The organism is Altererythrobacter aquiaggeris, from assembly GCF_037154015.1.
Lineage (GTDB): Bacteria > Pseudomonadota > Alphaproteobacteria > Sphingomonadales > Sphingomonadaceae > Aestuarierythrobacter > Aestuarierythrobacter aquiaggeris.
The window spans coordinates 2,597,413-2,620,269 of record NZ_JBANRL010000001.1 but is presented as its reverse complement, the minus strand read 5'-3'; the positions used below and the strand labels follow the sequence as shown (position 1 = coordinate 2,620,269).

Below are 22,857 nucleotides of genomic sequence, written 5' to 3'. Positions count from 1 at the left end.
GGGGCGACTGATGCGTCAAAGAGCGCCGCGATGGCAACCGCAAAACGACGTTCGAACTCCGCTTCAACCCATAATCGCGGCTCGCGGCGCGGCTGGCGGCGCGGCTGGGCCATAACGGCCGCGGTGACAGCGGTTATCGCAGGCGGTGTAGCCTATAATTGGAGTGCCATAAGCGGGTTCACGAATGCCGGCGCATCATACAGTGCGCGGGTGGTGTGTTCATGCCGCCACGCTGGCGGGCGCAGCCTCGATGATTGCCGCAAGGACTTGCTTGGCGGGATGGAGCTGGTCAGCCTGACCGAAGACAAGGCCGAAAAAAGCATAACCGCCCGTTATCCGTTGATGATTGGGCAAACCGCCCGCTGGCGCGAGGGTTACGGCTGCGTGATGGACAAATGGGAAGGTTAGGCCGCCTCAAGACGGACTGAGCTTTCGGTCGAATCGATCCAGCCGCCGCCCAGCACGCGCTCACCGGCGTAAATCACCGCAGCCTGGCCCGGTGCAACGCCGAATTCGGGTGCTGCAAAATGCAAAGTGACCGGCCGGCCATCGCCCAGCGAACCCTCCAGTGTGACGGGAACGGGCTTTGCCAGCGATCTTACCTTGGCGGTCAGCGGGACATCGGGGATCGGCCCGATCAGATTGGTATCGATTAGGGTTGCCGACGCGACCGCGAGGAGCCGCTTGGGCCCCACCAGCACGCGCGCTTCGGGTGCATCCAGTCCGACTACATAAAGTGGTTCTGCCTGTCCGCCGATATCCAGCCCGCGGCGCTGGCCGACAGTATAGTGGATGATGCCCCTGTGCCGGCCCATTTCCTCACCCGTTTCGGCGTGGACGATCGGACCGGGCGCACCGCCTTCGGGCCGCATCTTGCGGACGATTTTTGCATAATCGCCATCGGGCACGAAGCAGATATCCTGGCTGTCGGGCTTCGCAGCGTTCCGCAGCCCGGCTGCATTGGCCAATTCGCGCACTTGCGATTTGGGCAGCCCGCCAAGCGGGAAACGGATAAAATCGAGCTGTTTTTCAGTGGTGCCATAAAGGAAGTAGCTCTGGTCACGTGCAGGATCGATTGCACGGTGCAGCTGCGCGCCGGCGGGCCCCATGATCCGCTGGACATAATGCCCGGTCGCGGTGCAATCCGCGCCCAGTTCGCGCGCCATGCGCAACAGATCGGTAAATTTGGGCCCCATATTGCAGCTGATGCAGGGCACCGGCGTGCGCCCGGCCAGATATTCATCGGCAAATTTTTCGACGACGTCTTCTTTGAAGGCGCTTTCATGGTCGAAAACATAATGTGCGATGCCAAGCCGGTCCGAAACCGCGCGCGCATCGGCAATGTCATCTCCGGCGCAGCAGGCACCCTTGCGGCCCGTGGCGGCGCCGTAATCATACAGCTGCAGCGTGATGCCGATGACTTCGGCCCCGCTCGCATGGGCAAGTGCGGCGACGACCGACGAATCGACCCCGCCCGACATCGCAACCACGATGCGGCTTTCGCTCGCCGGCTTGTCCAGATCGAACAGGCGTGCGGCATCCAGGGCAGAATCGAGGACGGTTGTGTCAGTCATTGCGAGTGCGCCCATACACGGCCCGCAGCAAACCTCAAAGATCGGGTAACTATACCTTCGAATTTGTGAACGCGGCTTTTACCGGTTCTTGAGGTTAGCGGGTCTAACAGGCTTGCATGTTTGAAAGTCGAATCATCGAAACTGCCGCACAGCGCGGATTGATCGCAGGCGGCGCGCTTGTCGATGGCACTCCCGATTTGCGGCCGCTGACATGGGCGGAGATAACCGCCCGGCTGGCCGCAGCAAAGGAACTTCGCGAGGCGCTTGCAGGAACATTTCTGCACCCGGTCACTGCCAGCTTCGATTCCATGACCGCCGAGCAGATTGTCGATGGCGCGGCACCGGACCGCGAAGACTTAATCGCCATTAACCCTGATGGTTTAGGGCCTCGAAAAGACGCCCGGGGCATAGAGATCGGCAATGCAGATGATTCGCTGATCGGCGACCGAGGAACAGTATGATTGAAAACCAGAAAATCAGGCCTGCACAAGTGATCGGCCCGCTTGGTGAACCGCTCACTATCGACGATCTGCCTGCGCCTTCGACAACCCGCTGGGTTGTGCGCCGCAAGGCCGAAGTTGTGGCGGCGGTAAATGGCGGCCTGCTGACAATCGACGAAGTGCTCGAGCGTTACACACTGACTCTGGAAGAATTTGCCTCGTGGCAGCGCGCGGTCGACCGGTCGGGAATGCAGGGATTGCGTGTCACGCGGATCCAGCATTACCGCGATCTTTACGAGCGGCAACTGAAGTATTGAGGCGGACGCCTTTCAAAAAAATCCGGCACATCGCCGGTTAATTGCCTTACTAAAAACAAAATTTCTGATAAATGTGGCGGCCCATCGGGAACGTAATGTTCCGGTGGGCCGTTCTGTATGGGAAACCGCCGGGACCGGCGGTCATGGGCGGTCATGAAAAGTACGTTTCCGTGCAGACTAAACAGGAGGAAATTATGGGTTGGATTATTGCAATTATCGTCGGCGGTGTGGCTGGCTGGCTTGCTAGTCTGGTTATGAACCGGGATGCTTCGATGGGCATTTTCTGGAACATTATCGTTGGTATCGTCGGTTCCGTAATCGGCAATGTGGTCGCGCAACAGTTCGGCTGGGCCGGCTCGATCCAGGAATTCTCGATTACCGGCCTGATTATTGCCGTTATCGGTGCGATCATTCTGCTGGCCATCGTAAATCTCGTTCAGCGTGGTCGCGTGCGGTAATCTGCACCCGTTCATCATTGAATAGCCTTAAGGGCGGGGGAAGCAGGACTTCCCCCGCCCTTTGGTTTGGTGCGCTCCGTTCGAGAAACGGGGCCGAGGCGCTCGCCCGATGGCATTTGTCGTTCGTAGAACTCGCGATTGTCCGGTCGTGAATGGTGGTCTAAGGCCGCCGCACGTATAGTTGAGGGGGTTACGGTAACCGGCTTGCCCTTGGTGCTATAGCTATGTAACACAGCGCGGACCGATATGAATTACGAAACTGGCATAACCATGGATGACGGCCACCCCGACATTTCAGACGCCCGGTTTGATCTGGACGCGGGTGACGAACGGCGGCCGCGCCGTAAATGGATCATCCTGATTACTGGTCTGCTGATCCTGGGTGCAGCCATTGCCGCATGGTACATCATGCAGGGCAGCACCAACGCAACTCCGGCGGCGGATAATACGGATCAGGCACCCAGCATAACGGTGATCACGCCCGGTAAGGTAACGATTGCGGGCGAAATTGTCGCCACCGGCTCGCTCGCCGCGCGGCGCGAAGTGCCCGTTGGCGTTGTCGGCGAAGGCGGCCGCGTGGTGTCGGTCGCGGTGGATGCCGGGCAGTTCGTGCGGCAGGGTCAGTTGCTGGTGTCGATCGATCGGTCCGTGCAGAACCAGCAGGCAGCCAGCCAGTCGGCGCAAATCGAAGTCGCGCGGTCCGATGCCCGCCTTGCACAGGCCAATCTGGACCGCGCACTCAAGCTGGTCGAGCGCGGATTTATCTCGCAGGCCGATATCGACCGCCTGACCGCAACACGCGACGCGGCGGCTTCCCGCGTCAAGGTGGCGCAGGCCCAATTGGGCGAATTGCGCGCGCGCAATGCGCGGCTCAACGTTTATGCTCCGGCCGGCGGACTTGTGCTGTCGCGCGATGTCGAACCCGGCCAGGTTGTGAGCGGCGGTTCGCCCCCGCTTTTCGTGATTGCCAAGGGCGGCGAGATGGAATTGCTGGCCAATCTGGGTGAAACCGATCTGGCCAGAATTTCGACCGGCGTCCAGGCCGACGTCACACCGGTTGGCGCGGACAAGGTTTTCTCCGGCCAGGTTTGGCAAATTGCGCCGATAATCGATCAGCAGAACCGCCAGGGCACTGCCCGTATTTCGCTACCTTACGCACCTGAATTGCGCCCCGGCGGGTTTGCATCGGCTGTCATCAAAAGCGGTACGGTTGTCGCGCCGCAATTGCCGGAAAGTGCGCTGCAATCCGATGAAGAAGGCAGTTATGTGTATATCGTCGGGAAAGACAACAAGGTGGAGCGGCGGCGGATCGAACTCGGCAGTGTCACGGCCAAGGGTGTCACCATTCGCAGCGGCCTGACGGGTAACGAAAAGATCGTCCTGCGTGCGGGCGGATTCCTCAATCCCGGCGAAACGGTCAAGCCTGTTCTGGCGAAAGACTGACCGCGATGAATTTCAACAACATTTCCGCATGGTCGATTCGCAACCCGGTGATACCGCTGGTGCTGTTTACCGCGCTGTTCCTCGCCGGGATCATCAGTTTCATACGGATGGATGTGGTCAATCAGCCGGATATCGAATTCCCGGCAGTGAATGTCACTATTTCGCAGCCGGGCGCGGCTCCGACCGAAATCGAAAACCAGATAACGCAGATCGTCGAATCTGCAGTCGTTAACGTAAACGGCGTCAAGACGGTCACATCTACCGCGCGCGAGGGTAGCTCGAACACAACAGTCGAATTCCAGATCGGCATCGATCCAAATGATGCCGTAGCCGAAGTGAAGAATGCAGTTGATTCGATTCGCGGAAGTCTGCCTGACGGCATTCTGGAGCCGCGGATTAGCAAAATAGAAATTTCGGGCGGTTTCCTGGGCATCTACGCCGTCGAAGCCGACGATATGACAATCGAACAGCTTAGCTGGTTCATCGATGACACTGTTGCGAAGCAGTTGCTGACGGTTGACGGAATGGCCGACGTGGGCCGTTTCGGCGGAGTGGACCGCGAAATCGAAGTGACGCTGGACCCTGCGAAGATGCGTTCGCTGGGTGTTACTGCCAGTCAAATCAATCAAATCCTGCGGATCGATAATGTCGATGCGGCGGGCGGCATGGCGGAAGTGGGCGGAACGCGCCAGTCGGTTCGCGTGCTGGGGACCACCGACACAGCATTCGAACTGTCGCAAAAGCAACTCCAGCTCGGCGGCGGGCGCACGATAAAGCTGACCGACGTTGCCAGCGTTCGCGATGGTTTCACCGAACGAACATCGATCAGCAAGGTCCGCGACAAGGAGGTGGTCAACTTCTTCATGTCGCGCGCAAAAGGTGCGTCGGATGTTACGGCATTCGACGCCGCTCTGGAGAAGATCGCCAAGATCGAAGCCGACAACCCCGGCGTCAAATTCATTCCGCTGTTCAACACGGTCAAATATACCAAAAGCCAATATGAAAGCTCGATCGCGGCAATGATCGAAGGCGCGATTCTGGCCGTGATCGTCGTGTTTTTCTTCCTGCGGGACTGGCGCGCGACGATCATTTCAGCGGTCGCCATCCCGCTGTCTGCAATTCCGACTTTCTGGTTCATGGATTTGCTGGGCTTCAACCTTAACCAATTGTCCTTGCTCGCGCTGGGTTTGGTGGCCGGCGTTCTTGTCGATGACGCCATCGTCGAAATTGAAAATATCGTGCGCCATATGCGGATGGGCAAAAGTGCCTATCAGGCGTCTATCGATGCTGCGGACGAAATCGGTCTGGCCGTGGTCGCGACATCTTTCTGTATCGTCGCGGTGTTTCTCCCCGTCGGGTTGATGCCCGGTATTTCGGGCCAGTTCTTCAAAAACTTCGGCATAACGGTCGTTGTCGCCGTTTTGATGAGCCTGGCCGTGGCGCGAATGATTACGCCGATGCTGGCAGCTTATTTCCTGAAATCGCATGGTCACGCGGAACATGGCGGCGGCAAATGGATGGACCGGTATATGCGGTTGCTCGGCTGGACGCTGGACCGCCGGAAAATGCTCGCGTTGAGACAAGATATCGACGGGCCACGGCGCCGCTGGCTCTATGTCGTCAGTGCTGCCGCGCTGTTGATCGTTCTGCTGGCCGCTTCCGGGATGGCGCTGTTTACTGCGTTCGATCTCATGATGGCCACCGGGCTGCCGCAAGGTCTGGTCACCGCACTGGCGCTTGATCCGACATCGACAATGGGGACATTGGCGGACCGCTTCGTACAGCTGATATTCCTGGCTGCCGCGACGGCAATCAGCCTCATCGCAATTGTTCTTATTCTGAAATTGTGCGGATTTATCTTCGGCCTCATGGGTACGCGGTTGGCGCAGTCGTGGCGATATCTGGAGGCAAGGTTCCACGATCACCGGGTCTGGATGCTGGGGGTCGGCTTTCTCGCATTTCTGCTGACCGTATTGCTGTTCATGAATGTACCCGCGCAATTCCAGCCCACCACCAATGAAGATAACAGCCAGGTGACCATCGAAATGGTGCCCGGAACGACGCTGGAAACAACCGAACGTGTGGCCGACCGCGTTGCAGCAATGCTGTACGAACAACCGGAAGTCGAAATAGCTCTGGAACGGGTGAACGAAGGCGACGCCACCATTTACATCACGCTGAAACCCGACCGGAAAAAAACGTCGGTCGAGTTCGAGCGGGATCTTGCACCAAAATTCGCCGACATTCCCGATGCCCGTGTCCGTTTCCGCTCGCAATCGGGCGGTTTCGGCAGCGGCCGCGATATGACCGTGATGCTCGCGGGTTCCGACCCCGAGCTGCTTGAATCGACCGCAACAGAACTGGTCGAGCAGATGAAGGGGCTGGACACTCTGGTTGCGCCGCGCGTCAGTGCCGATCTCAACCGTCCTGAAATCATTATCGAACCACGGGCGGATCTGGCGGCGGAACTCGGCGTGACAACCATCGCGCTGAGCCAGACAATCCGTATCGCGACAATGGGCGAAATCGAGCAAAACGCTGCCAAATTCTCCTTGTCCGATCGTCAAATCCCCATTCGCGTGAAATTGCCCAAAGCCTCGCGGCGCGATTTGACGACGATCGCGCAATTGCCGGTGGCGACCGCATCGGGCGGTTCCGTCCCGCTTGAACGGGTGGCGAAAATTTCTTTCGGCTCGGGCCCGACCTCGATCCAGCGCTATAACCAGAACCGCCGCGTTCTGGTGGGCGCCGATTTATCTTCGGGCGTTATCAAGGGCACGGCGCAGGAACAGATCGACGCGCTACCGATCCTCCAGAATCTGCCTCAGGGCGTCATTCGCGATGTTGTGGGTGAAGACGAGTGGCAGCAGGAACTGATTTCCAACCTGATTATCGCGATCGTCGCGGGCGTCTTGCTGGTATTTGCCGTATTGGTGCTCCTGTACAAACGTCTGATGAGCCCGCTGGTCAATATGGCGTCGCTTGCGCTGGCGCCGCTGGGCGGAATTTTCCTCGTCTGGATTGTCGGACAGTCGCAGTCGATGCCGGTGTATATCGGCATTCTGTTGCTGCTCGGGATTGTGTCCAAAAACTCGATCCTGCTGATCGATTTCGCGATCGAGGAAATGAAAGTCGGCACTGACAAACTGACAGCCATTCTCGAAGCGGGTCACAAGCGTGCGCAGCCGATTGTCATGACCACTGTCGCCATGACTGCGGGCATGGTCCCGACGGCTATATCGCTGTCGGGTGATGCGGCTTGGCGTGCGCCGATGGGGACCGTGGTTATAGGCGGGTTGATCGTTTCGACTGTTCTGACGCTGCTGATTGTTCCGGCCGGCTTCAGTCTGGCTGATGGACTGGAAAACAGGATCGGCCCTTGGATGCGCAACAAGTTCCTGACTTTCAGGCCGGGTGATGATGCAGCGGACAAGGCAGGCCGGGCAGATGCCTCCGGCGCGGGGGCAGTACCCGCTGAATGAGCCTGGCGATACTCGACCTGACATGGACTTGGCTGTAGAACAGCCCGCTATGGGGCAATTGCGCAAATCGGCATTACGTATTGCCCAGCCGGTGCCGGCGGACCGCGCGCGCACGATGCGCATCACGGCTACCCTGATGCTGGTTGTGATGGCGGCGCTGTTTCTCATCGCCAACCGGTACGAGGAACTGCACCCGGCCTGGGGATATCTGCTGGCATTTTCCGAAGCTGCGATGGTCGGCGGGCTGGCTGACTGGTTTGCCGTAACCGCGCTGTTCCGTCGCCCGCTTGGTCTCCCGATCCCGCACACGGCGATTATTCCGGAAAACAAGGACCGGATTGCCGATACGATGGCGTCCTTTCTGCGGGATAATTTTCTAACCCCGCAAGTTGTCGCGCGGCGTCTGCAGAATATGAACATTGCCGAGGCGGCGGGCGGGTTTCTGGCCGATGGTGCCAAGGGCGGCGAATCGCGGATTCGCGAAGGCGCCGCGGGGCTGGCCTCCGATGTGCTCCAGTCGCTCGATCAGGAAAAATTGGGCGGTATGGTCAAGGGCGGCCTGCGCACCCAGTTGGAAAAAATCGACCTCGCACCGCTGCTGGGGCAGATGCTGGGCGCTGCGATTGCCGACAAGCGGCATATGCCGGTGATTGAAGGCGCCATTCGCTGGGCAGGTATCACGCTGGAAGATAATGAAGAGCTTGTCCGCGCCATGATTGCCGAACGTGCCAATGGCGTGGTGCGCTGGACCGGCCTTGATACGACCATTGCCAACCGCGTGCTTGACGGTCTTTACAAATTGCTTGCCGAAACGGTGGTCGATCCCGACCACCCCTTGCGCGGAAAGCTGGAGGAAGGCCTGGCGCAGCTGGCCGATGATTTGCAGCACGATCCGGACACGCAGGAAAAGGTCCGCAAAATGAAGCTGGAGCTGCTTGCAAATCCCGCGGTTGGCCACTGGATCGACGGTTTGTGGGAGCGCGCCCGCCGCGCTTTGCTGCGCGCGATGGACAATCCCGAAAAAATTCTGGCCGGACAATTCGGCATCAGTGTGCAGGAACTGGGCCAATCGCTGCAGCGCGACAAGCGATTGCAAGTGCTGGTCAACCGGTTCTCGCGCCGCACCATGGTCGGTGTGGCAACCCGCTATGGCGACCAGATCGTCCAGCTGGTTTCCGAAACGGTGCGCCGCTGGGATGCCAGCACGGTGACTGACCGGATTGAAAGCGCGGTCGGCCGCGACCTGCAGTTTATCCGGATCAACGGCACCATGGTCGGCGGACTTGTGGGTGTGACGATCCACTTCCTCGACGGATTGTTCTAGTCATGGACATAGTGATCGAGACTGACCGGTTGTTGCTGGCCAAGCCAGAGGTTGCAGACTTCCAGCCGCTGTTCGATCTTGTCTCGGATCCCGAAACCTGCCGCTATCTCGGGCCGCCGCCGACCATCCCCGATATGCATATGCGGTTCCAGCGCGGGGCGGGCAGCTGGTCGCTATACGGCTATGGCAGTCTGATGGGGCATTTGAAAAACACCGGCGAGCTGGTCGGCACCTTTGGCATTTTTCACAGCTGGCGCGGGCTGGGGGATGATTTCGACGATCAGCCCGAAGCGGGCTGGATTACCAAACGCCAACATGTCGGCACAGGCATTAGCGGCGAAGCGATGCGCGCATCACTGGCGTGGTTCGACCGCGAACACGGCCCGCGCCGCGTGGTGGCGATGATTGATCCGGGCAATGCTCCCTCGCTCGGTCTTGCAGCGGCGCTGGGTTTTGCCAGATATCGCGAAACACGGTTCCCGCCCGGAGATGGCGAACAGGGCGAAGCGGTGATTTTGCTGGAACGCGCGCCCGGCTGATCGCGCCTGCCTCTATAATGGAAACATGAGGTTATCTTGATAACTGCCATTTGATTGCAATGCCGGGGATGAAGCGCGGCGCCGGGCCGCGCCGCGCCGCTGCATAGGCAAAATCCCGTACCCCGTCATAAAATCCAAATTTATCCCGCTGAAATATCTGTGTTCTCAAGGGCGGCTGGTGCCGCCCGGCTCAAGGGGACGCACAATGGCGCAATCGATATCGGATGCTCTGGAACAGCAGGTAGAGGCAATAATCGGGCTTTACCCGGCACGCAAAGCCGCAGGCCGGCCGGTGAAATCATGTGACAGGTTCGCTATCGACCGGCACTTTTCCCAGATATTGCGGCTGCTTGCGCCGCGTATTCGCCATTTTATCGGGCGATATGGACTATTGGATTTGCGCGAGGATGCCGAACAGGCCTGTGCGATTGCAGTCCACCGGGCGATTGCCGAATACGACAAGGCAAAAGCCCGCTTTACCACATTCGTGAACTGGCAACTGCGCGGGGAACTGCAAAGCCTGCGTTTCCGGATGCGGCTGGACCAGCGCGGCAGCGCCCGCCGGATTTGCGCCAGAACAGTGTCGCTCGCGCTTCCTGCGGGACAGGACAATCTGACACCGGGCCATCTGACACCGGGCCATCTGACACTGGGCGACCTGATTGTGGATGAGGATGCAGAACTCAGAGTTACGCGCCCGGCTAGCGATCTGATGGCCCGCCGCGCCGCCGACGCGATGCTGGACGATTATTCCGACATGGCCCGCCGGCGCGCGCTTGAACAGTTGGAGCGCGCGACCGCAAAGGCGGTTTCCGGCGCCGATGTGAAAACCGCCCGCTTGATCGCGATCAATACGAAAATCATGAACGACCGGGCTATTGCTGCGCGCCACCTGCTCGGCGGGCGGGAAATGGCGGCCGAGGATGCCATGTCAAAGGAGCAGAAACGCCAGGTGGCGCGGCGCGTGCTGCGCCATATCACGAAACGGGTGGCGGTGAGTGAGCGCTTTAACCCTGCTTCATGGTCCGGTTGTTAATCGGGCATCTGGAAGCGCACTGCCGAGCGGTAGTACGATGGGAATGGTTTACCCTCCGCGTCCAATGCGGGAATGAACGAAGCCCGCTGCATCAGGCGCTTGCAGACAATATCGTCGAACTCTTTTGGACGGGTCGATTGCTGGATGTGACAGGTTGTCGGTTTTCCATCCTCCCCCACATTCAGACGGAATTGCACCAGACCCTGCTGCCCTTGATTGAGCATACTAATCGGATAGTCACTCGGTTTCAGCCAATTAACGGGAGAATCCGCCGGCTCCAGTACGCGCGATTGCGCCTCATGTTTAACAGGATCGACGCCCCAGCTATTCAGCAGTTTGTCTGTACAAGCCCGCAGCGCTTGGAACGGTTTGCCCATCGACCCGGTGTTCAGCCTTACAGTGCTCTTTTTGCCATCAGAAAATGCCAGCCATGTGATTGCGCTTTCGCGTTTTTCGCCGATAGGTTGCCACTCCTCTTTTTTCTCTTTGGCCTGTTTCGCTTCGAAATACGCTTTCAAGTCGCGTGCATCCATACCTGCCCAGTCAGGCCGCTCCACGCTCAATGAGCTGAAAATGATCGCCGGACCGAAATTGCCAAAGTCACCTTCGAAAAAGGCGGGCGTCTGGACTCCCTCGTCAGATCCGAATTTGACTTCCAAGGCTTCTCGGCGACTGAGCTTCTTGAATGGCTCGCCTGCTACCAACATGACGAAGGTATCGCCGGGCCCATAACGCTCGATGTAAAAAGCGCTGGCATTTGCGCCGTCACCGAACCCCCGGATCAGGCGGCAACTGTCATCGGCATAATTCAGAACCCATTTCGAGTTTGGGTCAAGCACGACTGGTTCGCCATTCTGAGCCAAAACAGGAGCCGCCGCCATTGCGGGAATGGCGGCGGCAGTTAGGGCTAATGCCCTGATTGCATGTCCAAGTTCCATGACGGCACTATAGCGCGCAGCCAATGGCGATCAAGACGCGAACCTTACAGCTTTTCGGTCAGTTCCGGCACAATCTTGAACAGATCGCCCACCAGTCCGATATCCGCGACCTGGAAGATCGGCGCGTCTTCATCCTTGTTGATCGCGATGATCGTCTTGGAATCTTTCATACCCGCCAGATGCTGGATCGCGCCTGAAATTCCGACTGCGATATAGACTTCGGGCGCTACGATTTTGCCGGTTTGGCCAACCTGATAATCGTTGGGCACATAGCCCGCATCGACCGCGGCGCGCGATGCACCGATGCCTGCGCCCAGCTTGTCTGCCAGCGGTGTGATGTATTGCTCGAATGTTGCGGCATCTTTCAGCGCGCGGCCGCCCGATACGATGACCTTGGCGCTGGTAAGTTCGGGACGCTCGCTTTTGGCGATTTCCGCACTCACGAATGCCGAAGTGCCGTCGCCTGTCGGGCCTGACACGGATTCGACCGTACCGCTTCCGCCTTCGCTGGCAGCCTTGTCGAATGCAGTGCCGCGGACGGTGATCACCAGCTTTTTATCGCTCGACTGGACAGTTGCAATCGCGTTGCCGGCGTAAATCGGGCGCGTAAACGTTTTGTCGCCTTCGACCGAAAGAATGTCGGAAATCTGCATCACGTCGAGCAGGGCCGCAACGCGCGGCGCGATATTCTTGCCGGTGGTCGTGGCGGGCGCAACGAAGGCATCGTGATGGCCCATCAGATCGGCCACCAGCGGGGCGATGTTTTCGGCCAGCGCGTTTGCATAGGCCGGGTCATCGGCCACATGGACTTTGCCCACACCGGCAATTTTGGCGGCGGCTTCGCCAACCGCGCCGCAGCCCGATCCGGCGACCAGCAAATGGACTTCGCCCATTTCGCCAGCGGCGGTGACAGCCGCCAACGTGGCATCCTTCACCGAAGAGTTGTCGTGCTCGACCCAAACGAGAGTCTTCATATCAGCTTCCTTCGAAAATTCGTATCAGGCGCGCGGTTGATGCGATGCCCGCACTTACGCAATACCCATTGCCTTGATCTTGGCGACCAGTCCATCGACATCTGCGACCTTGATGCCGGCCTGCCGCACTGGCGGTTCGGCGACGTGCTTGGTCGTCAGGCGCGGCGCAGTATCAACACCGTAATCCGCCGGAGTTTTTTCATCCAGCGGCTTTTTCTTGGCCTTCATGATGTTGGGCAGCGAGGCGTATCGCGGTTCGTTAAGGCGCAAATCCGTCGTGATGACCGCGGGTAGCGATAGCTTGACGGTTTCAAGCCCGCCATCGACTTCGCGCTTCACAGTCACACTGTCACCTTCCACTTCGACAGTGTTGGCGAAAGTGCCTTGCGGGCGGCCCATCAATGCAGCGAGCATCTGGCCGGTCTGGTTGCTGTCATCATCAATTGCCTGCTTGCCCAGCATAATCAGACCGGGCTGTTCTGCATCGGCAATTGCCTTGAGGATTTTCGCGACCGCCAGCGGTTCGACTTCATCATCGGTTTGCACCAATATCGCGCGGTCGGCACCCATCGCCAGCGCAGTGCGCAGCGTTTCGGTTGCCTTCGCGGGGCCGATGGAAACCGCGATGATTTCCTCAGCCTTGCCCGCTTCCTTGATCCGGATCGCTTCTTCGACAGCAATCTCGTCAAACGGGTTCATGCTCATCTTCACGTTGGCCAGATCGACGCCCGAACCATCCGCCTTGACGCGAGGTTTAACATTGTAATCGATCACCCGTTTTACGGGGACGAGGATTTTCATTGCGGAAGATCCCTTTCGTGCAGTGGTGCGGCCGGCTTAGCCGCTCGGTTAAATAACGCAGGTGAAAGCAATTGCGTTCCGTATGCTCTGCGTCAAGCCCCGCGCGCGCGTGGCATTTTTGCCTTACGTTACGGCGCAGCGTAAGCACAGCGTCGATTAGGAGACTGATTCATGCGATTCCTTTTGCCGATACTGCTGTGCGTCGCCGCTTGCGCGCCCGTTGCGGCGCAGGAAACGCGAATCGCGCCAGCGGACCACGCGCCGCCCGGCGCCACAATAGCAGATATGGAATGGCTGGCGGGACAATGGACCGGCACAGGAATTGCCGATGCTCCCGCGCATGAAAGCTGGCTCCCCGCAGTCGGCGGCACGATGGTCGGGACTTTTGTTCAGGAAGACGGCGAAGGTGGTATCCGCTTTACCGAACATCTCTATCTGATGGAGGAAGGAGGCAGTCTTGTGCTGCGGCTCAAACACTTCAACGCCGATCTCACCGGTTGGGAAGAAAAGGACGATACGACCGCCTTTCGTTTAGTCGCCATGGAGCCGGGGGCGGCATTCTTCCACGGCCTGACATTGCGCAAGGACGGCGAGGACGGCCTCGTCGCCGCTGTGCGAATGCGCCAGAAAGATGGCTCGTCCAGCGAGCTCATCTTCCGGTTTACGCGATTGGATTTATAGCGGACGGCGCCCAGGCCGCTTGTTTCACTTCGGCGACGATCTTGCGTGCAGCGTCGCCCAGGTCATCAGCCGCCACAATGGGCAGGCCCGAATTGGCAAGGATGTCTTTGCCCTGCTGTACATTGGTGCCTTCGAGGCGGACGACCAGCGGCACCGACAGGTTCACTTCCTTAGCCGCGGCAACGATCCCGTCAGCGATAATGTCGCATTTCATGATCCCGCCGAAGATGTTGACCAGAATGCCCTCGACAGCCGGGTCCTTCAGGATGATCTTGAATGCTGCGGTGACCTTCTCCTTGGTCGCGCCGCCGCCTACGTCGAGGAAGTTGGCGGGGAATGCACCGTTCAGCTTGATAATATCCATCGTCGCCATCGCAAGGCCTGCGCCATTGACCATGCAGCCGATGTTGCCGTCCAGCTTGATATAGGCAAGATCGTGCTTGCTCGCTTCGACTTCTGCCGGGTCTTCTTCGGTTTCGTCGCGCATCGCTTCGACTTCGGGGTGGCGATAGAGCGCATTGCCGTCAAAGCTCATCTTGGTGTCGAGGACGAGCAACTGGCCGTCTTTCGTCTCCACCAACGGATTGATTTCCAGCATCTCGGTGTCGAGATCCATGAAGGCGGTGTAAAGTTGGGCGGCCATTTTCTGGCATTGCTTGTTCAGATCGCCCGTCAATTGCAGCGCAAACGCCACGGCGCGGCCATGGTGCGGCATGAAGCCGGTTGCCGGATCGATCGTGATCGTGGTGATTTTTTCGGGCGTGTTATGCGCGACATCTTCGATATCCATGCCGCCTTCGGTTGATGCGACCATCGCAACGCGGCCCGATGCACGGTCGACCAGCATCGCGAGGTAATATTCCTGTTCGATATCGACGCCGTCGGTCACATACAGCCGGTTTACCTGCTTGCCCGCATCACCCGTCTGGATAGTCACCAGCGTATTGCCGAGCATTTCCTTGGCATCCGATTCGACATCTTCGATGCTCTTGGCGAGCCGAACGCCGCCCTTGGCATCGGGGCCCAGTTCGGCAAACTTGCCCTTGCCGCGGCCGCCCGCGTGAATTTGTGCCTTCACGACAAAGAGCGGCCCGGGCAGTTTCTTCGCAGCCGCCACAGCTTCGTCCACTGTCAGCGCGGCGTGGCCGGCAGGAATGCCGAGGCCGTATTTCGCGAGTAGTTCCTTGGCCTGATATTCGTGAATGTTCATGAAATTAATGTCCCGATTGGCGGAAGTGGGGGATTTGGCGCGTTTTGGCTTTATGCGGGCATAAGCATAGTGCGTCGCGCTTGAAAAGTCCCCGTATCGCCGCCACTGCCTTTCGTGACCCATGATTGACACTATGCGCCTTGAACAGATTGTCCGCGAAGCCGGGCATATGGCGTTGGGCGCGTGGCCCGGCGATGGCCATGTGCTGGAAAGCTGGGAGAAGAATCCCGGCGATCCGGTAAGCGCGGCCGATGTCGCGGTCGATAATTTCCTCCGCCGCGAATTGGGGTCTTTGTTACCGTCGGCAGGATGGTTGAGCGAAGAAACCGCCGACAATGACAGGCGGTTGGCCAAGGGGCTGTGCTGGGTGGTTGATCCGATTGACGGGACGCGCGACTTTATCCGGGGGCGCAAGGGCTGGGCCGTGTCGGTGGCGCTGGTCAGCGGAGGAAGGCCGCTGATGGGAACTCTGGTTGCCCCGGCGCGCGGCGAGGTGTGGAGCGCGGTTGCGGGCAAGGGCGCATGGCGCAATGGCCAGCGGCTGAGCGCAAGCAAATGCACCAGGTTCAAAGGCGCGCGCGTACCCGCCGATTCGCTGATGAAAGAGGATCAGATCCTGACCATGGTCGAAAAACCCAATTCCATCGCACTGCGGATTGCCATGGTTGGCGCGAACGAGGCCGATCTGGTGGCGACATTGCGCTGGGGCTGGGAATGGGATGTCGCCGCAGCCTGCCTGATCGCGCGCGAGGCCGGTGCGGCGGTCAGCGATGCGTTTGGCGGTCGGCTCAATTACAACAAACGCGACCCGCGTGAGTTTGGTCTGCTGGTCTGTTCGCCGGCCATACACGGCGATGCCGTCGCGCATCTGGCGGCGCGGGCAAAAATCCTCGCGCCGAAGGGCTAATGCGCGAACCGGCCCGCTTATCCCGAACGCCCGCAAGCGGGTGCAAAGCGGAATTTCGAAAACGCTCCGTTCATCGCTCGTTGCCCGAAATGCGTTTTACGGTTTGATGAGGCTTGAGCAATCACTCTATCATTTCAAGAGATTACGCACGTTGTCAAAATCTGCGTAAGCATCATTTTGCGGGGTGCTCACTCAAAACATCCGCTGAATAGATAGCGGTCGATTTTTTTCGAGCCTGATGAGACCGTGGAGGTCTCAGGCGAACGGCAATAGTAATCGCCAGCGGCCAAAACAGCGTATTGATCATATCACCTGTAGTGTTTTGGATCAGCCAGGATCCATTGTTCGAATAGTCGATTAATTCATTCACGCACTGGAGTACCACTACCGCCGCAAATGGAATAAAGGTTCCGACGGTACGCCCGGAAACCAGTCTGGCGAAAAGGAAAATGGCCATTCCCACGTGCACGTGAAGGTGCGAACCGGCCAATCCAGTGTTGTCGGCAATGGCCTGCTTTATTGCTGCGTAATATTCCATTGGGCGCCGATATTGTTGCTCACCTGAACAATGGCTGTCCTGGGGATTTTCCACATTTGCTGAGGCTCTGACAAATGGGTGCGCAAAAGGTATGGCCCCCATCTGGTCTGTCCGCCCGATGTTTGCGACCGGGTCTTGTCAGGCACAGATCGATCAGGCCCCGCATTACGCACAAACGAAAGGGGCCGGCCTTTTCAGGCCGGCCCCGATCAGTTCGATTTTTTCAGCAAGATTATCAGTTGCCTTGACGGGCAGCCTGAACATCTTCCTGCGTAATCGGAATGATCTTGATTTCGACGCGGCGGTTCAGCGAACGGCCCGAATCGGTGTCATTGCTTGCAATCGGTTGTGTTTCGCCAAATCCTTGCGAACGGATACGGGCAGCGCTTACGCCGCGCTGCACCAGATAGTTGGCAACCGCCTGCGCACGCTGTTCGGAAAGACGCTGGTTGAAAGCATCCGAACCGGTTGAATCGGTGTGACCATATACGTCGATCAGACTATCGGGATATTGTTGCAGGCTGTTGGCAACAGTTACCAGTGTCTCGCGGAAAGTCGGATTGATGGTGTAGCTGCCGGTCGCGAAAGTCACGCCGTCGGGCAGGTTGACCAGAATGGCCGAACCGCCGTCGGTTTCCGAAACATCCACGCCCGAACCGGCGGTCTGTTCCTTCAATTCCTTGATCTGTTGGTCCATCTTGTAACCAACCACGCCCCCGGCAACGCCGCCGACACCGGCGCCGATGATGCGCCCGGTTTTGCCGCCGATAACACCGCCTAGTAATCCGCCCAGGACTGTGCCGCCCGCGCCGCCGAGAACCGTGCGCGAGATTTTCTTCTCACCAGTGTTCGGATCGGTCACACAGCCGGATACGGTCGCCAGCGATAATGCGGCCAGGCTCGAAATTAAGAGTTTGGATTTGTTCATGATTATAGTCCCTCCTAGAGAACGGATTCTTTTTAGGCGCGGGGCGTGCACCATAGCCCGTGGCTCGATAACGGTCCTGCGCCGTTCCAGTTCCGCGCTTGCAACGTTAAAACTGATGGCTTCGCGCCAGCGCGATGATGTGTTAGCGCCGCGGGCGTGAACCCATTTCCTTGGACAGACTTGCTTATCATCGCCGGGTTGATCGTGCTCAACGGTGTGTTTGCCATGTCGGAACTCGCCATCGTTTCCGCCCGGACAGCCAAATTGAAGGCCAAGGTGGAGGAAGGCAGCAGTTCCGCCAGCACCGCAATCGCGCTTGCCGCCGACCCGGGAAAATTCCTTTCCACCGTGCAGATCGGCATTACGCTGGTGGGCATCATCGCGGGCGCTTATTCGGGGTCCACGCTTGGCGGGCCGGTGGGTGAGCGGCTGGAATTGCTTGGTGTGTCGCCCGATGCCGCGCCCGATGCCGGGTTTGCTTTGGTGATTGTGCTGACGACCTATTTCAGCCTCGTGGTTGGCGAACTGGTGCCCAAACAGGTGGCATTGCGGCTGGCGATACCGATTGCGCTGATTATGGCCAAGCCGATGGCATTCATCGCGCGGGTGGCCGCGCCGGTTGTCTGGGTGTTGGATAAAAGCTCCAGTCTGCTGGTCCGTTTGCTTGGCGTGCGCAGCAGCGGGCAGGGCGCGATCAATGCCGAAGAATTGCACATGATTTTTGCCGAAGCCACCCGCACCGGTGTGATCGAGGAGGAAGACCGCGCGATCATCACCGGCGTCATGCGGTTGGCCGACAGGCCTGTGCGCGAAGTCATGACACCGCGTACAGAGCTTGATTTTATCGATGCGGGTGCTGACGATGCGGGCATTCGCGCTGCAATCGACGCCAGCCCGCATTCGCTGTTGCCCGTGGTGGATGGATCCAGCGACAAGGTGCTGGGCGTGGTAAAGGTCCGCGAAGTTCAGGCAGTGATGCTGGCGGGCCGCGATGTCGATCTGGCTGCCATGATGCGCAAGCCGGAAATCATGCCCGACCAGATCGATGCGATGGACGCGCTACGCAGTCTGCAGCAGTCCGATGTCGCGATGGCCATGGTGCACGATGAATACGGTCATCTGGAAGGCATCGTCACACCGGTCGATCTGCTCAGCGCGCTGGTCGGCAGTTTCGCCAGCGATCAGGACGAAGGCGATGTTCCGCACGTGATCGAGCGCGCCGACGGCACATTGCTGGTGGCCGGGTCTTTGCCCGCAGACCAGCTTGCCGAAATGCTCGATCTGGATCTGCCCGACGACCGCGAATTTGCGACAGCCGCAGGCTATGTGCTGTGGGTGCTCAAGAAACTGCCCGCAGAGGGCGAGGTTTTCCTGGATCAGGGCTGGAAGTTCGAAGTGCTTGACCTCGACGGGCGCAAGATCGACAAATTACTGGTTTCGCAAGACCCGGCAGCGGTAATGGCTGCCGAAGCCGCGCAAACCTAGCCCGGGATTACAGCCTGCGCGACCTGTCCGTCACCTTCGGGAGCGGACACGATATCTTGCGTTATCCGGCCCTTGGCGACCGTGTTGGTCGCAGGATCACCCACTGCACTGCGAATACCGGGCATTGCCGGACCGGCGCGGTCCAGCGCGCTGGTTTCCACCGCACTGCGCGGGGCCGGACCGCCGAACAACACATCCAGTGCCTGCTCGCTCGCGGAACCTTCGGCCGGGCGCGGGGCACCGGGCGCTGGCGGGGTCAGTGTGAAATCGGGCGGGATAACCAGCGGCGCCTGACGCTGTACGGCAAATTCATCGGGCCGGTCACGGTTGAGAATGCCGCCGCCACCGCAACCCGCCAACATGGCGGCTGAGGCAGCTAATAGAGCGAATGTGGTGGTCTTGCGCATGGTTTAATTCTCCGTAGCCGGCTCGGCGGCCATTTCGTCGGCATCCTTGTCGCGCAGGAAGAACGCGCGCGCAAGGATGATCAATACGCCGATGGTTATAGCAGCATCGGCAAGGTTGAAAATCAGGAAGGGCCGGAATGTGCCGATATGCAGATCGGCATAATCGACGACATAGCCCAGATTGAAGCGGTCGCGGATATTGCCCAGCGCGCCGCCAAGGATGAGCGACAGGCCGATAATGTCTCCCAAGGCCTTCTCGCGCATGATCCACACGAACACGACCAGCGCAATCAGACTGGTGACCGCCACCAGCGCCCAGCGCATTTCGGTTGAAGTGGCTTCGAACATGCCAAGCGAAACGCCGAAATTTTGCGCAAACGTCAGATCGAAGAACGGGATCAGCTCTTTCGTGTCGCCTAACTGGTTCAGACCGAGCGGGCCGGTGACATAATATTTGATAAACTGGTCAAGCACGAAAATCAGGATGGCAATTGCCAGGCCGATCAGCCGGCCTTTGTTGAAAAGCGTGGTCATGCTGCGGCATCCAGTCTGGTAACAACATCATCGCAGCGATCGCACAGCGCGCCATCGTCCGCCACTTCGGGGAGCAGCCGCCAGCAGCGACCGCATTTGTCATAGGATGTCCGCGCGATATTCACCCCGTCCACCTGCGCGCGCGTGACTGACGCGGTGATGAACAGCTCGGCCAAATCGGCATCGCTGAAACCTTCGGGGACGGCGTTTTGGGGAACGGTAACTTCAGCCTCGAGGCCCGAGCGGATGATTTTGTCGCGGCGCAGGGGTTCGATGGCTTCCATCACTTTCTCGCGCAGGTCGCGCAGCGCATTCCAGCGTGAAGCATCGGCGTCTGCCGCCGGAACATCCGGCCATTCGAGGAAATGCACACTCTCGCCGTCAGGATAGCGGGTTTGCCAGATTTCCTCGGCGGTAAAGACCATCACCGGCGCGGCATAGCGCACGAGTGCCTCGAACAATATGTGCATCACGGTGCGATAGGCGCGGCGATCGAGATCACCCGGGGCATCGCAATAGAGCCGGTCCTTGCGGATATCGAAGAAGAACGCCGAAAGGTCTTCGTTCATGAAGTCGATCAGTGAACGGGTGTAGATGTTGAAATCGACATCGTCCACCGCGCGGCGCAGCTTCGCATCGAGCTGCCCCAGCAGCGCCAGCACGTAGCGTTCCAGCTCGGGCATATCGGCCACCGCAACCCGCTCGGCCTCGTCAAAATCACTCAGACCGCCCAGCATGTAACGGAAAGTATTGCGTAATTTCCGGTAACTGTCACCCACACCCTTGAGGATTTCATCGCCGATCCGGTGGTCTTCGGTGTAATCGACCGATAGCGCCCACAGCCGGATGATGTCCGCGCCGTACTGTTCCATCACTTTTAGCGGATCGACAGTATTGCCCAGACTTTTCGACATCTTCATGCCCTTGGGATCCATCGTGAACCCGTGTGTCAGAACAGCCTTGTAAGGCGCCCGGCCGCGCGTCCCGCAGCTTTCGAGCAGCGACGATTGGAACCAGCCGCGATGCTGGTCGCTGCCTTCCAGATAGAGGTCCGCCGGCGATTGCAGTTCGGGCCACTCATCCGATTCGAGCACGAATGCATGGGTGCAGCCGCTGTCAAACCACACGTCGAGAATATCGGCGATCATCTCGTAATCTTCAGGGTCGCGATCCGGCCCAAGAAGCTCTGCGGCGCGGGCTTCATCCCAAGCATCCACCCCTTCGGCTGTAATAGCAGCGACGATCCGGTTGTTCACCGCGCGATCGACCAATAGCTGGCCCGTCTCACGGTGGACAAACAGCGCAATCGGCACACCCCATGCGCGCTGGCGGCTGATCAGCCAGTCCGGGCGGCCCTCGACCATAGAGCGCAGGCGATTACGGCCCTTTTCAGGAATGAAGCGCGTATCGGCGATGGCCTGCATTGCGGTTTCACGCAAGGTAGCATCGCTCGAAAGCTTCTCGTCCATGCCGATGAACCATTGCGGGGTGCAGCGATAAATCAGCTTGGCTTTGCTGCGCCATGAATGCGGATAGCTGTGCTTGTAGTCAGCACTGGCGGAAAGCAGCGCGCCCGCCTCGCGCAGATCGTTGCAGATCGGTCCGTCAGGCGCGTTGAAGGGCTTGTTGATGACACTGCGTCGCCGGTCATCATCGCCGCCCAGCCACAACCAGTCGTCGCGGTATCGCCCGTCGCGCTCGACAGCGAAAACCGGATCAATGCCATTAGCCTTGCACAGCTCGAAATCGTCCTCGCCGTGATCGGGAGCCATATGGACGATGCCGGTGCCGCTGTCGGTGGTAACAAATTCGCCGGGCAGCATCGGGCGCGGCTTGGCGTAGAACCCGCCGAGATGGTGCATCGGGTGGCGAACGATGGTTCCGGCTAGTTCGGAGCCTGAGTAGCTACGAAGAATCCCTTCGGCAGTTTCGCTTGGATCGAGCGGCAAATGCCCTAAATCGGTCCGTTCGCAAAACGCCTCATATTGAACAGCAGCAATTAAGAATCGCCTTCCAGCTTGCTCGCCAGATTGCTGCTCAAATACGACGTATGGGAAATCCGGTCCATAAGCCAAAGCCTGGTTCACCGGAATCGTCCACGGCGTCGTCGTCCAGATTACCGCATGAGCGCCGACCAATTCCGCAATCGGCGATTCGACAATCTCGAACGCCACATCGATCTGCGGGCTGTCGGTCAGGTCTTCATATTCGACCTCGGCCTCCGCCAGTGCCGTCTCCTCGACCGGCGACCACATCACCGGCTTGGACCCGCGATAGAGCTGGCCGCTCTCGGCGAATTTCATCAGCTCGGCCACGATCTGCCCTTCGGCTTCGGGCCGCATGGTCAGATAGGGTTTGTCCCACCGTCCGCCGATGCCGAGGCGTTTCAGCTGTTCGCGCTGCACATCGACCCAGCCTTGCGCATAGGCGCGGCATTCGGCGCGGAATTCCTTTGCCGGGACGTCCTTCTTGTCTTTCTTCTTCTTGCGGTAGAGTTCCTCCACCTTCCATTCGATCGGCAGGCCGTGGCAATCCCAGCCCGGCACATAAGGCGCATCCTTGCCCAGCAGGCTCTGCGTGCGGACAACCGTGTCTTTGAGCACATGGTTCAGCGCATGGCCGATATGCATGTCGCCATTGGCGTAGGGCGGGCCGTCGTGGAGGATGAACTTCTCGCGGCCTTCGCGCGCCTCGCGCAATTTCTGATACTGATCCGCCGCTTGCCAGCGCGCCAGAATGCCCGGTTCCTTCTGCGGAAGCCCGGCCTTCATCGGAAACTCGGTTTTCGGCAGGAAAACCGTGTCCTTGTAATCCCGCTTTGTGCTGTCGTCGGTCATATGT

The 22,857-nt window shown here is 59.1% G+C and carries 22 protein-coding genes; 12 read left to right on the top strand and 10 right to left on the bottom strand.

Going from position 1 to position 22,857, the window contains the following annotated elements:
- Window positions 1-30 precede the first annotated feature (30 nt).
- Window positions 31-408 carry a hypothetical protein gene (locus WFP06_RS12970; RefSeq protein ID WP_336987578.1) on the top strand — a complete coding sequence of 126 codons (378 nt, stop codon included), beginning with the start codon at window positions 31-33 and terminating at the stop codon, window positions 406-408.
- Here the strand turns inward: WFP06_RS12970 and mnmA are convergent.
- The gene (gene mnmA, locus WFP06_RS12965; protein ID WP_336987577.1) at window positions 405-1,574 is read right to left on the bottom strand and encodes a tRNA 2-thiouridine(34) synthase MnmA; all 1,170 of its coding nucleotides are present in this window, start codon (window positions 1,572-1,574) and stop codon (window positions 405-407) included. The genes WFP06_RS12970 and mnmA overlap by 4 nt on opposite strands.
- Before the next feature lie 116 nt (window positions 1,575-1,690).
- Here mnmA and WFP06_RS12960 point away from each other — a divergent pair, with 116 nt between their 5' ends.
- The 8 genes from WFP06_RS12960 to WFP06_RS12925 all read left to right on the top strand — a co-directional run bounded on the left by WFP06_RS12960 (window position 1,691) and on the right by WFP06_RS12925 (window position 10,613).
- Entirely contained in the window at window positions 1,691-2,035 is a 345-nt protein-coding gene (locus tag WFP06_RS12960) for a hypothetical protein (protein WP_336987576.1), read from the top strand.
- Entirely contained in the window at window positions 2,032-2,331 is a 300-nt protein-coding gene (gene sciP, locus WFP06_RS12955) for a CtrA inhibitor SciP (RefSeq protein ID WP_336987575.1), read from the top strand. The genes WFP06_RS12960 and sciP overlap by 4 nt, the downstream gene beginning before the upstream one ends.
- A gap of 194 nt (window positions 2,332-2,525) precedes the next feature.
- The gene (locus WFP06_RS12950) at window positions 2,526-2,789 is read left to right on the top strand and encodes a GlsB/YeaQ/YmgE family stress response membrane protein (protein WP_336987574.1); all 264 of its coding nucleotides are present in this window, start codon (window positions 2,526-2,528) and stop codon (window positions 2,787-2,789) included.
- 246 nt (window positions 2,790-3,035) lie between these two features.
- Window positions 3,036-4,232: an efflux RND transporter periplasmic adaptor subunit gene (locus WFP06_RS12945; protein ID WP_336987573.1), complete on the top strand. Its 1,197-nt coding sequence runs from the start codon at window positions 3,036-3,038 to the stop codon at window positions 4,230-4,232.
- A gap of 5 nt (window positions 4,233-4,237) precedes the next feature.
- Window positions 4,238-7,714 (top strand): efflux RND transporter permease subunit, encoded by a 3,477-nt coding sequence (locus WFP06_RS12940; RefSeq protein ID WP_336987572.1) that lies wholly within the window; start codon window positions 4,238-4,240, stop codon window positions 7,712-7,714.
- 115 nt (window positions 7,715-7,829) lie between these two features.
- Entirely contained in the window at window positions 7,830-9,038 is a 1,209-nt protein-coding gene (locus WFP06_RS12935) for a DUF445 domain-containing protein (protein ID WP_336987702.1), read from the top strand.
- A gap of 2 nt (window positions 9,039-9,040) precedes the next feature.
- Complete coding sequence (locus tag WFP06_RS12930; protein WP_336987571.1) at window positions 9,041-9,577, top strand: GNAT family N-acetyltransferase; 537 nt, start codon at window positions 9,041-9,043, stop codon at window positions 9,575-9,577.
- Between the two features lie 205 nt (window positions 9,578-9,782).
- A complete protein-coding gene (locus WFP06_RS12925) occupies window positions 9,783-10,613 on the top strand; it encodes a sigma-70 family RNA polymerase sigma factor (RefSeq protein ID WP_336987570.1) in 831 nt (276 codons plus the stop codon).
- Here the strand turns inward: WFP06_RS12925 and WFP06_RS12920 are convergent.
- The 3 genes from WFP06_RS12920 to WFP06_RS12910 are packed head-to-tail and all read right to left on the bottom strand — an operon-like array spanning window position 10,610 to window position 13,326.
- On the bottom strand, window positions 10,610-11,551 hold the full coding sequence (locus tag WFP06_RS12920) for an energy transducer TonB (protein WP_336987569.1): 942 nt from the start codon (window positions 11,549-11,551) through the stop codon (window positions 10,610-10,612). The genes WFP06_RS12925 and WFP06_RS12920 overlap by 4 nt on opposite strands.
- A gap of 44 nt (window positions 11,552-11,595) precedes the next feature.
- Complete coding sequence (locus WFP06_RS12915; protein WP_336987568.1) at window positions 11,596-12,525, bottom strand: electron transfer flavoprotein subunit alpha/FixB family protein; 930 nt, start codon at window positions 12,523-12,525, stop codon at window positions 11,596-11,598.
- Between the two features lie 54 nt (window positions 12,526-12,579).
- Window positions 12,580-13,326, bottom strand: coding sequence for an electron transfer flavoprotein subunit beta/FixA family protein (locus WFP06_RS12910; RefSeq protein WP_336987567.1), 747 nt, complete (start codon window positions 13,324-13,326; stop codon window positions 12,580-12,582).
- Window positions 13,327-13,497: 171 nt separating this feature from the next.
- Between WFP06_RS12910 and WFP06_RS12905 the strand changes: the two genes are divergently transcribed.
- Window positions 13,498-14,007, top strand: coding sequence for a DUF6265 family protein (locus WFP06_RS12905; protein WP_336987566.1), 510 nt, complete (start codon window positions 13,498-13,500; stop codon window positions 14,005-14,007).
- On the opposite strand, the gene sucC is transcribed toward WFP06_RS12905, so the two are convergent.
- Entirely contained in the window at window positions 13,988-15,217 is a 1,230-nt protein-coding gene (sucC, locus tag WFP06_RS12900; protein WP_336987565.1) for an ADP-forming succinate--CoA ligase subunit beta, read from the bottom strand. The genes WFP06_RS12905 and sucC overlap by 20 nt on opposite strands.
- 121 nt (window positions 15,218-15,338) lie before the next feature.
- Here sucC and WFP06_RS12895 point away from each other — a divergent pair, with 121 nt between their 5' ends.
- The gene (locus WFP06_RS12895) at window positions 15,339-16,124 is read left to right on the top strand and encodes a 3'(2'),5'-bisphosphate nucleotidase CysQ (protein WP_336987564.1); all 786 of its coding nucleotides are present in this window, start codon (window positions 15,339-15,341) and stop codon (window positions 16,122-16,124) included.
- Between the two features lie 172 nt (window positions 16,125-16,296).
- On the opposite strand, the gene WFP06_RS12890 is transcribed toward WFP06_RS12895, so the two are convergent.
- Together WFP06_RS12890 and WFP06_RS12885 are read right to left on the bottom strand one after the other, a co-directional pair.
- Window positions 16,297-16,716: a hypothetical protein gene (locus WFP06_RS12890; protein WP_336987563.1), complete on the bottom strand. Its 420-nt coding sequence runs from the start codon at window positions 16,714-16,716 to the stop codon at window positions 16,297-16,299.
- 181 nt (window positions 16,717-16,897) lie between these two features.
- A complete protein-coding gene (locus WFP06_RS12885) occupies window positions 16,898-17,590 on the bottom strand; it encodes a YiaD family glycine zipper/OmpA-like lipoprotein (RefSeq protein WP_336987562.1) in 693 nt (230 codons plus the stop codon).
- 156 nt (window positions 17,591-17,746) lie between these two features.
- On the opposite strand from WFP06_RS12885, the gene WFP06_RS12880 reads away from it, so the two are divergent.
- On the top strand, window positions 17,747-19,075 hold the full coding sequence (locus WFP06_RS12880) for a hemolysin family protein (RefSeq protein ID WP_336987561.1): 1,329 nt from the start codon (window positions 17,747-17,749) through the stop codon (window positions 19,073-19,075).
- On the opposite strand, the gene WFP06_RS12875 is transcribed toward WFP06_RS12880, so the two are convergent.
- Genes WFP06_RS12875 through ileS form a run of 3 tightly spaced genes read right to left on the bottom strand, consistent with a single transcriptional unit; the run spans window position 19,072 to window position 22,853 of the window.
- Window positions 19,072-19,482 (bottom strand): DUF3035 domain-containing protein, encoded by a 411-nt coding sequence (locus WFP06_RS12875; protein ID WP_336987560.1) that lies wholly within the window; start codon window positions 19,480-19,482, stop codon window positions 19,072-19,074. The genes WFP06_RS12880 and WFP06_RS12875 overlap by 4 nt on opposite strands.
- A 3-nt stretch (window positions 19,483-19,485) precedes the next feature.
- Window positions 19,486-20,016, bottom strand: a complete 531-nt coding sequence (lspA, locus tag WFP06_RS12870; protein WP_336987559.1) for a signal peptidase II — start codon at window positions 20,014-20,016, stop codon at window positions 19,486-19,488.
- Window positions 20,013-22,853 carry an isoleucine--tRNA ligase gene (gene ileS, locus WFP06_RS12865; protein ID WP_336987558.1) on the bottom strand — a complete coding sequence of 947 codons (2,841 nt, stop codon included), beginning with the start codon at window positions 22,851-22,853 and terminating at the stop codon, window positions 20,013-20,015. Before ileS ends, lspA begins: the two co-directional genes overlap by 4 nt.
- Between the last annotated feature and the right edge of the window lie 4 nt (window positions 22,854-22,857).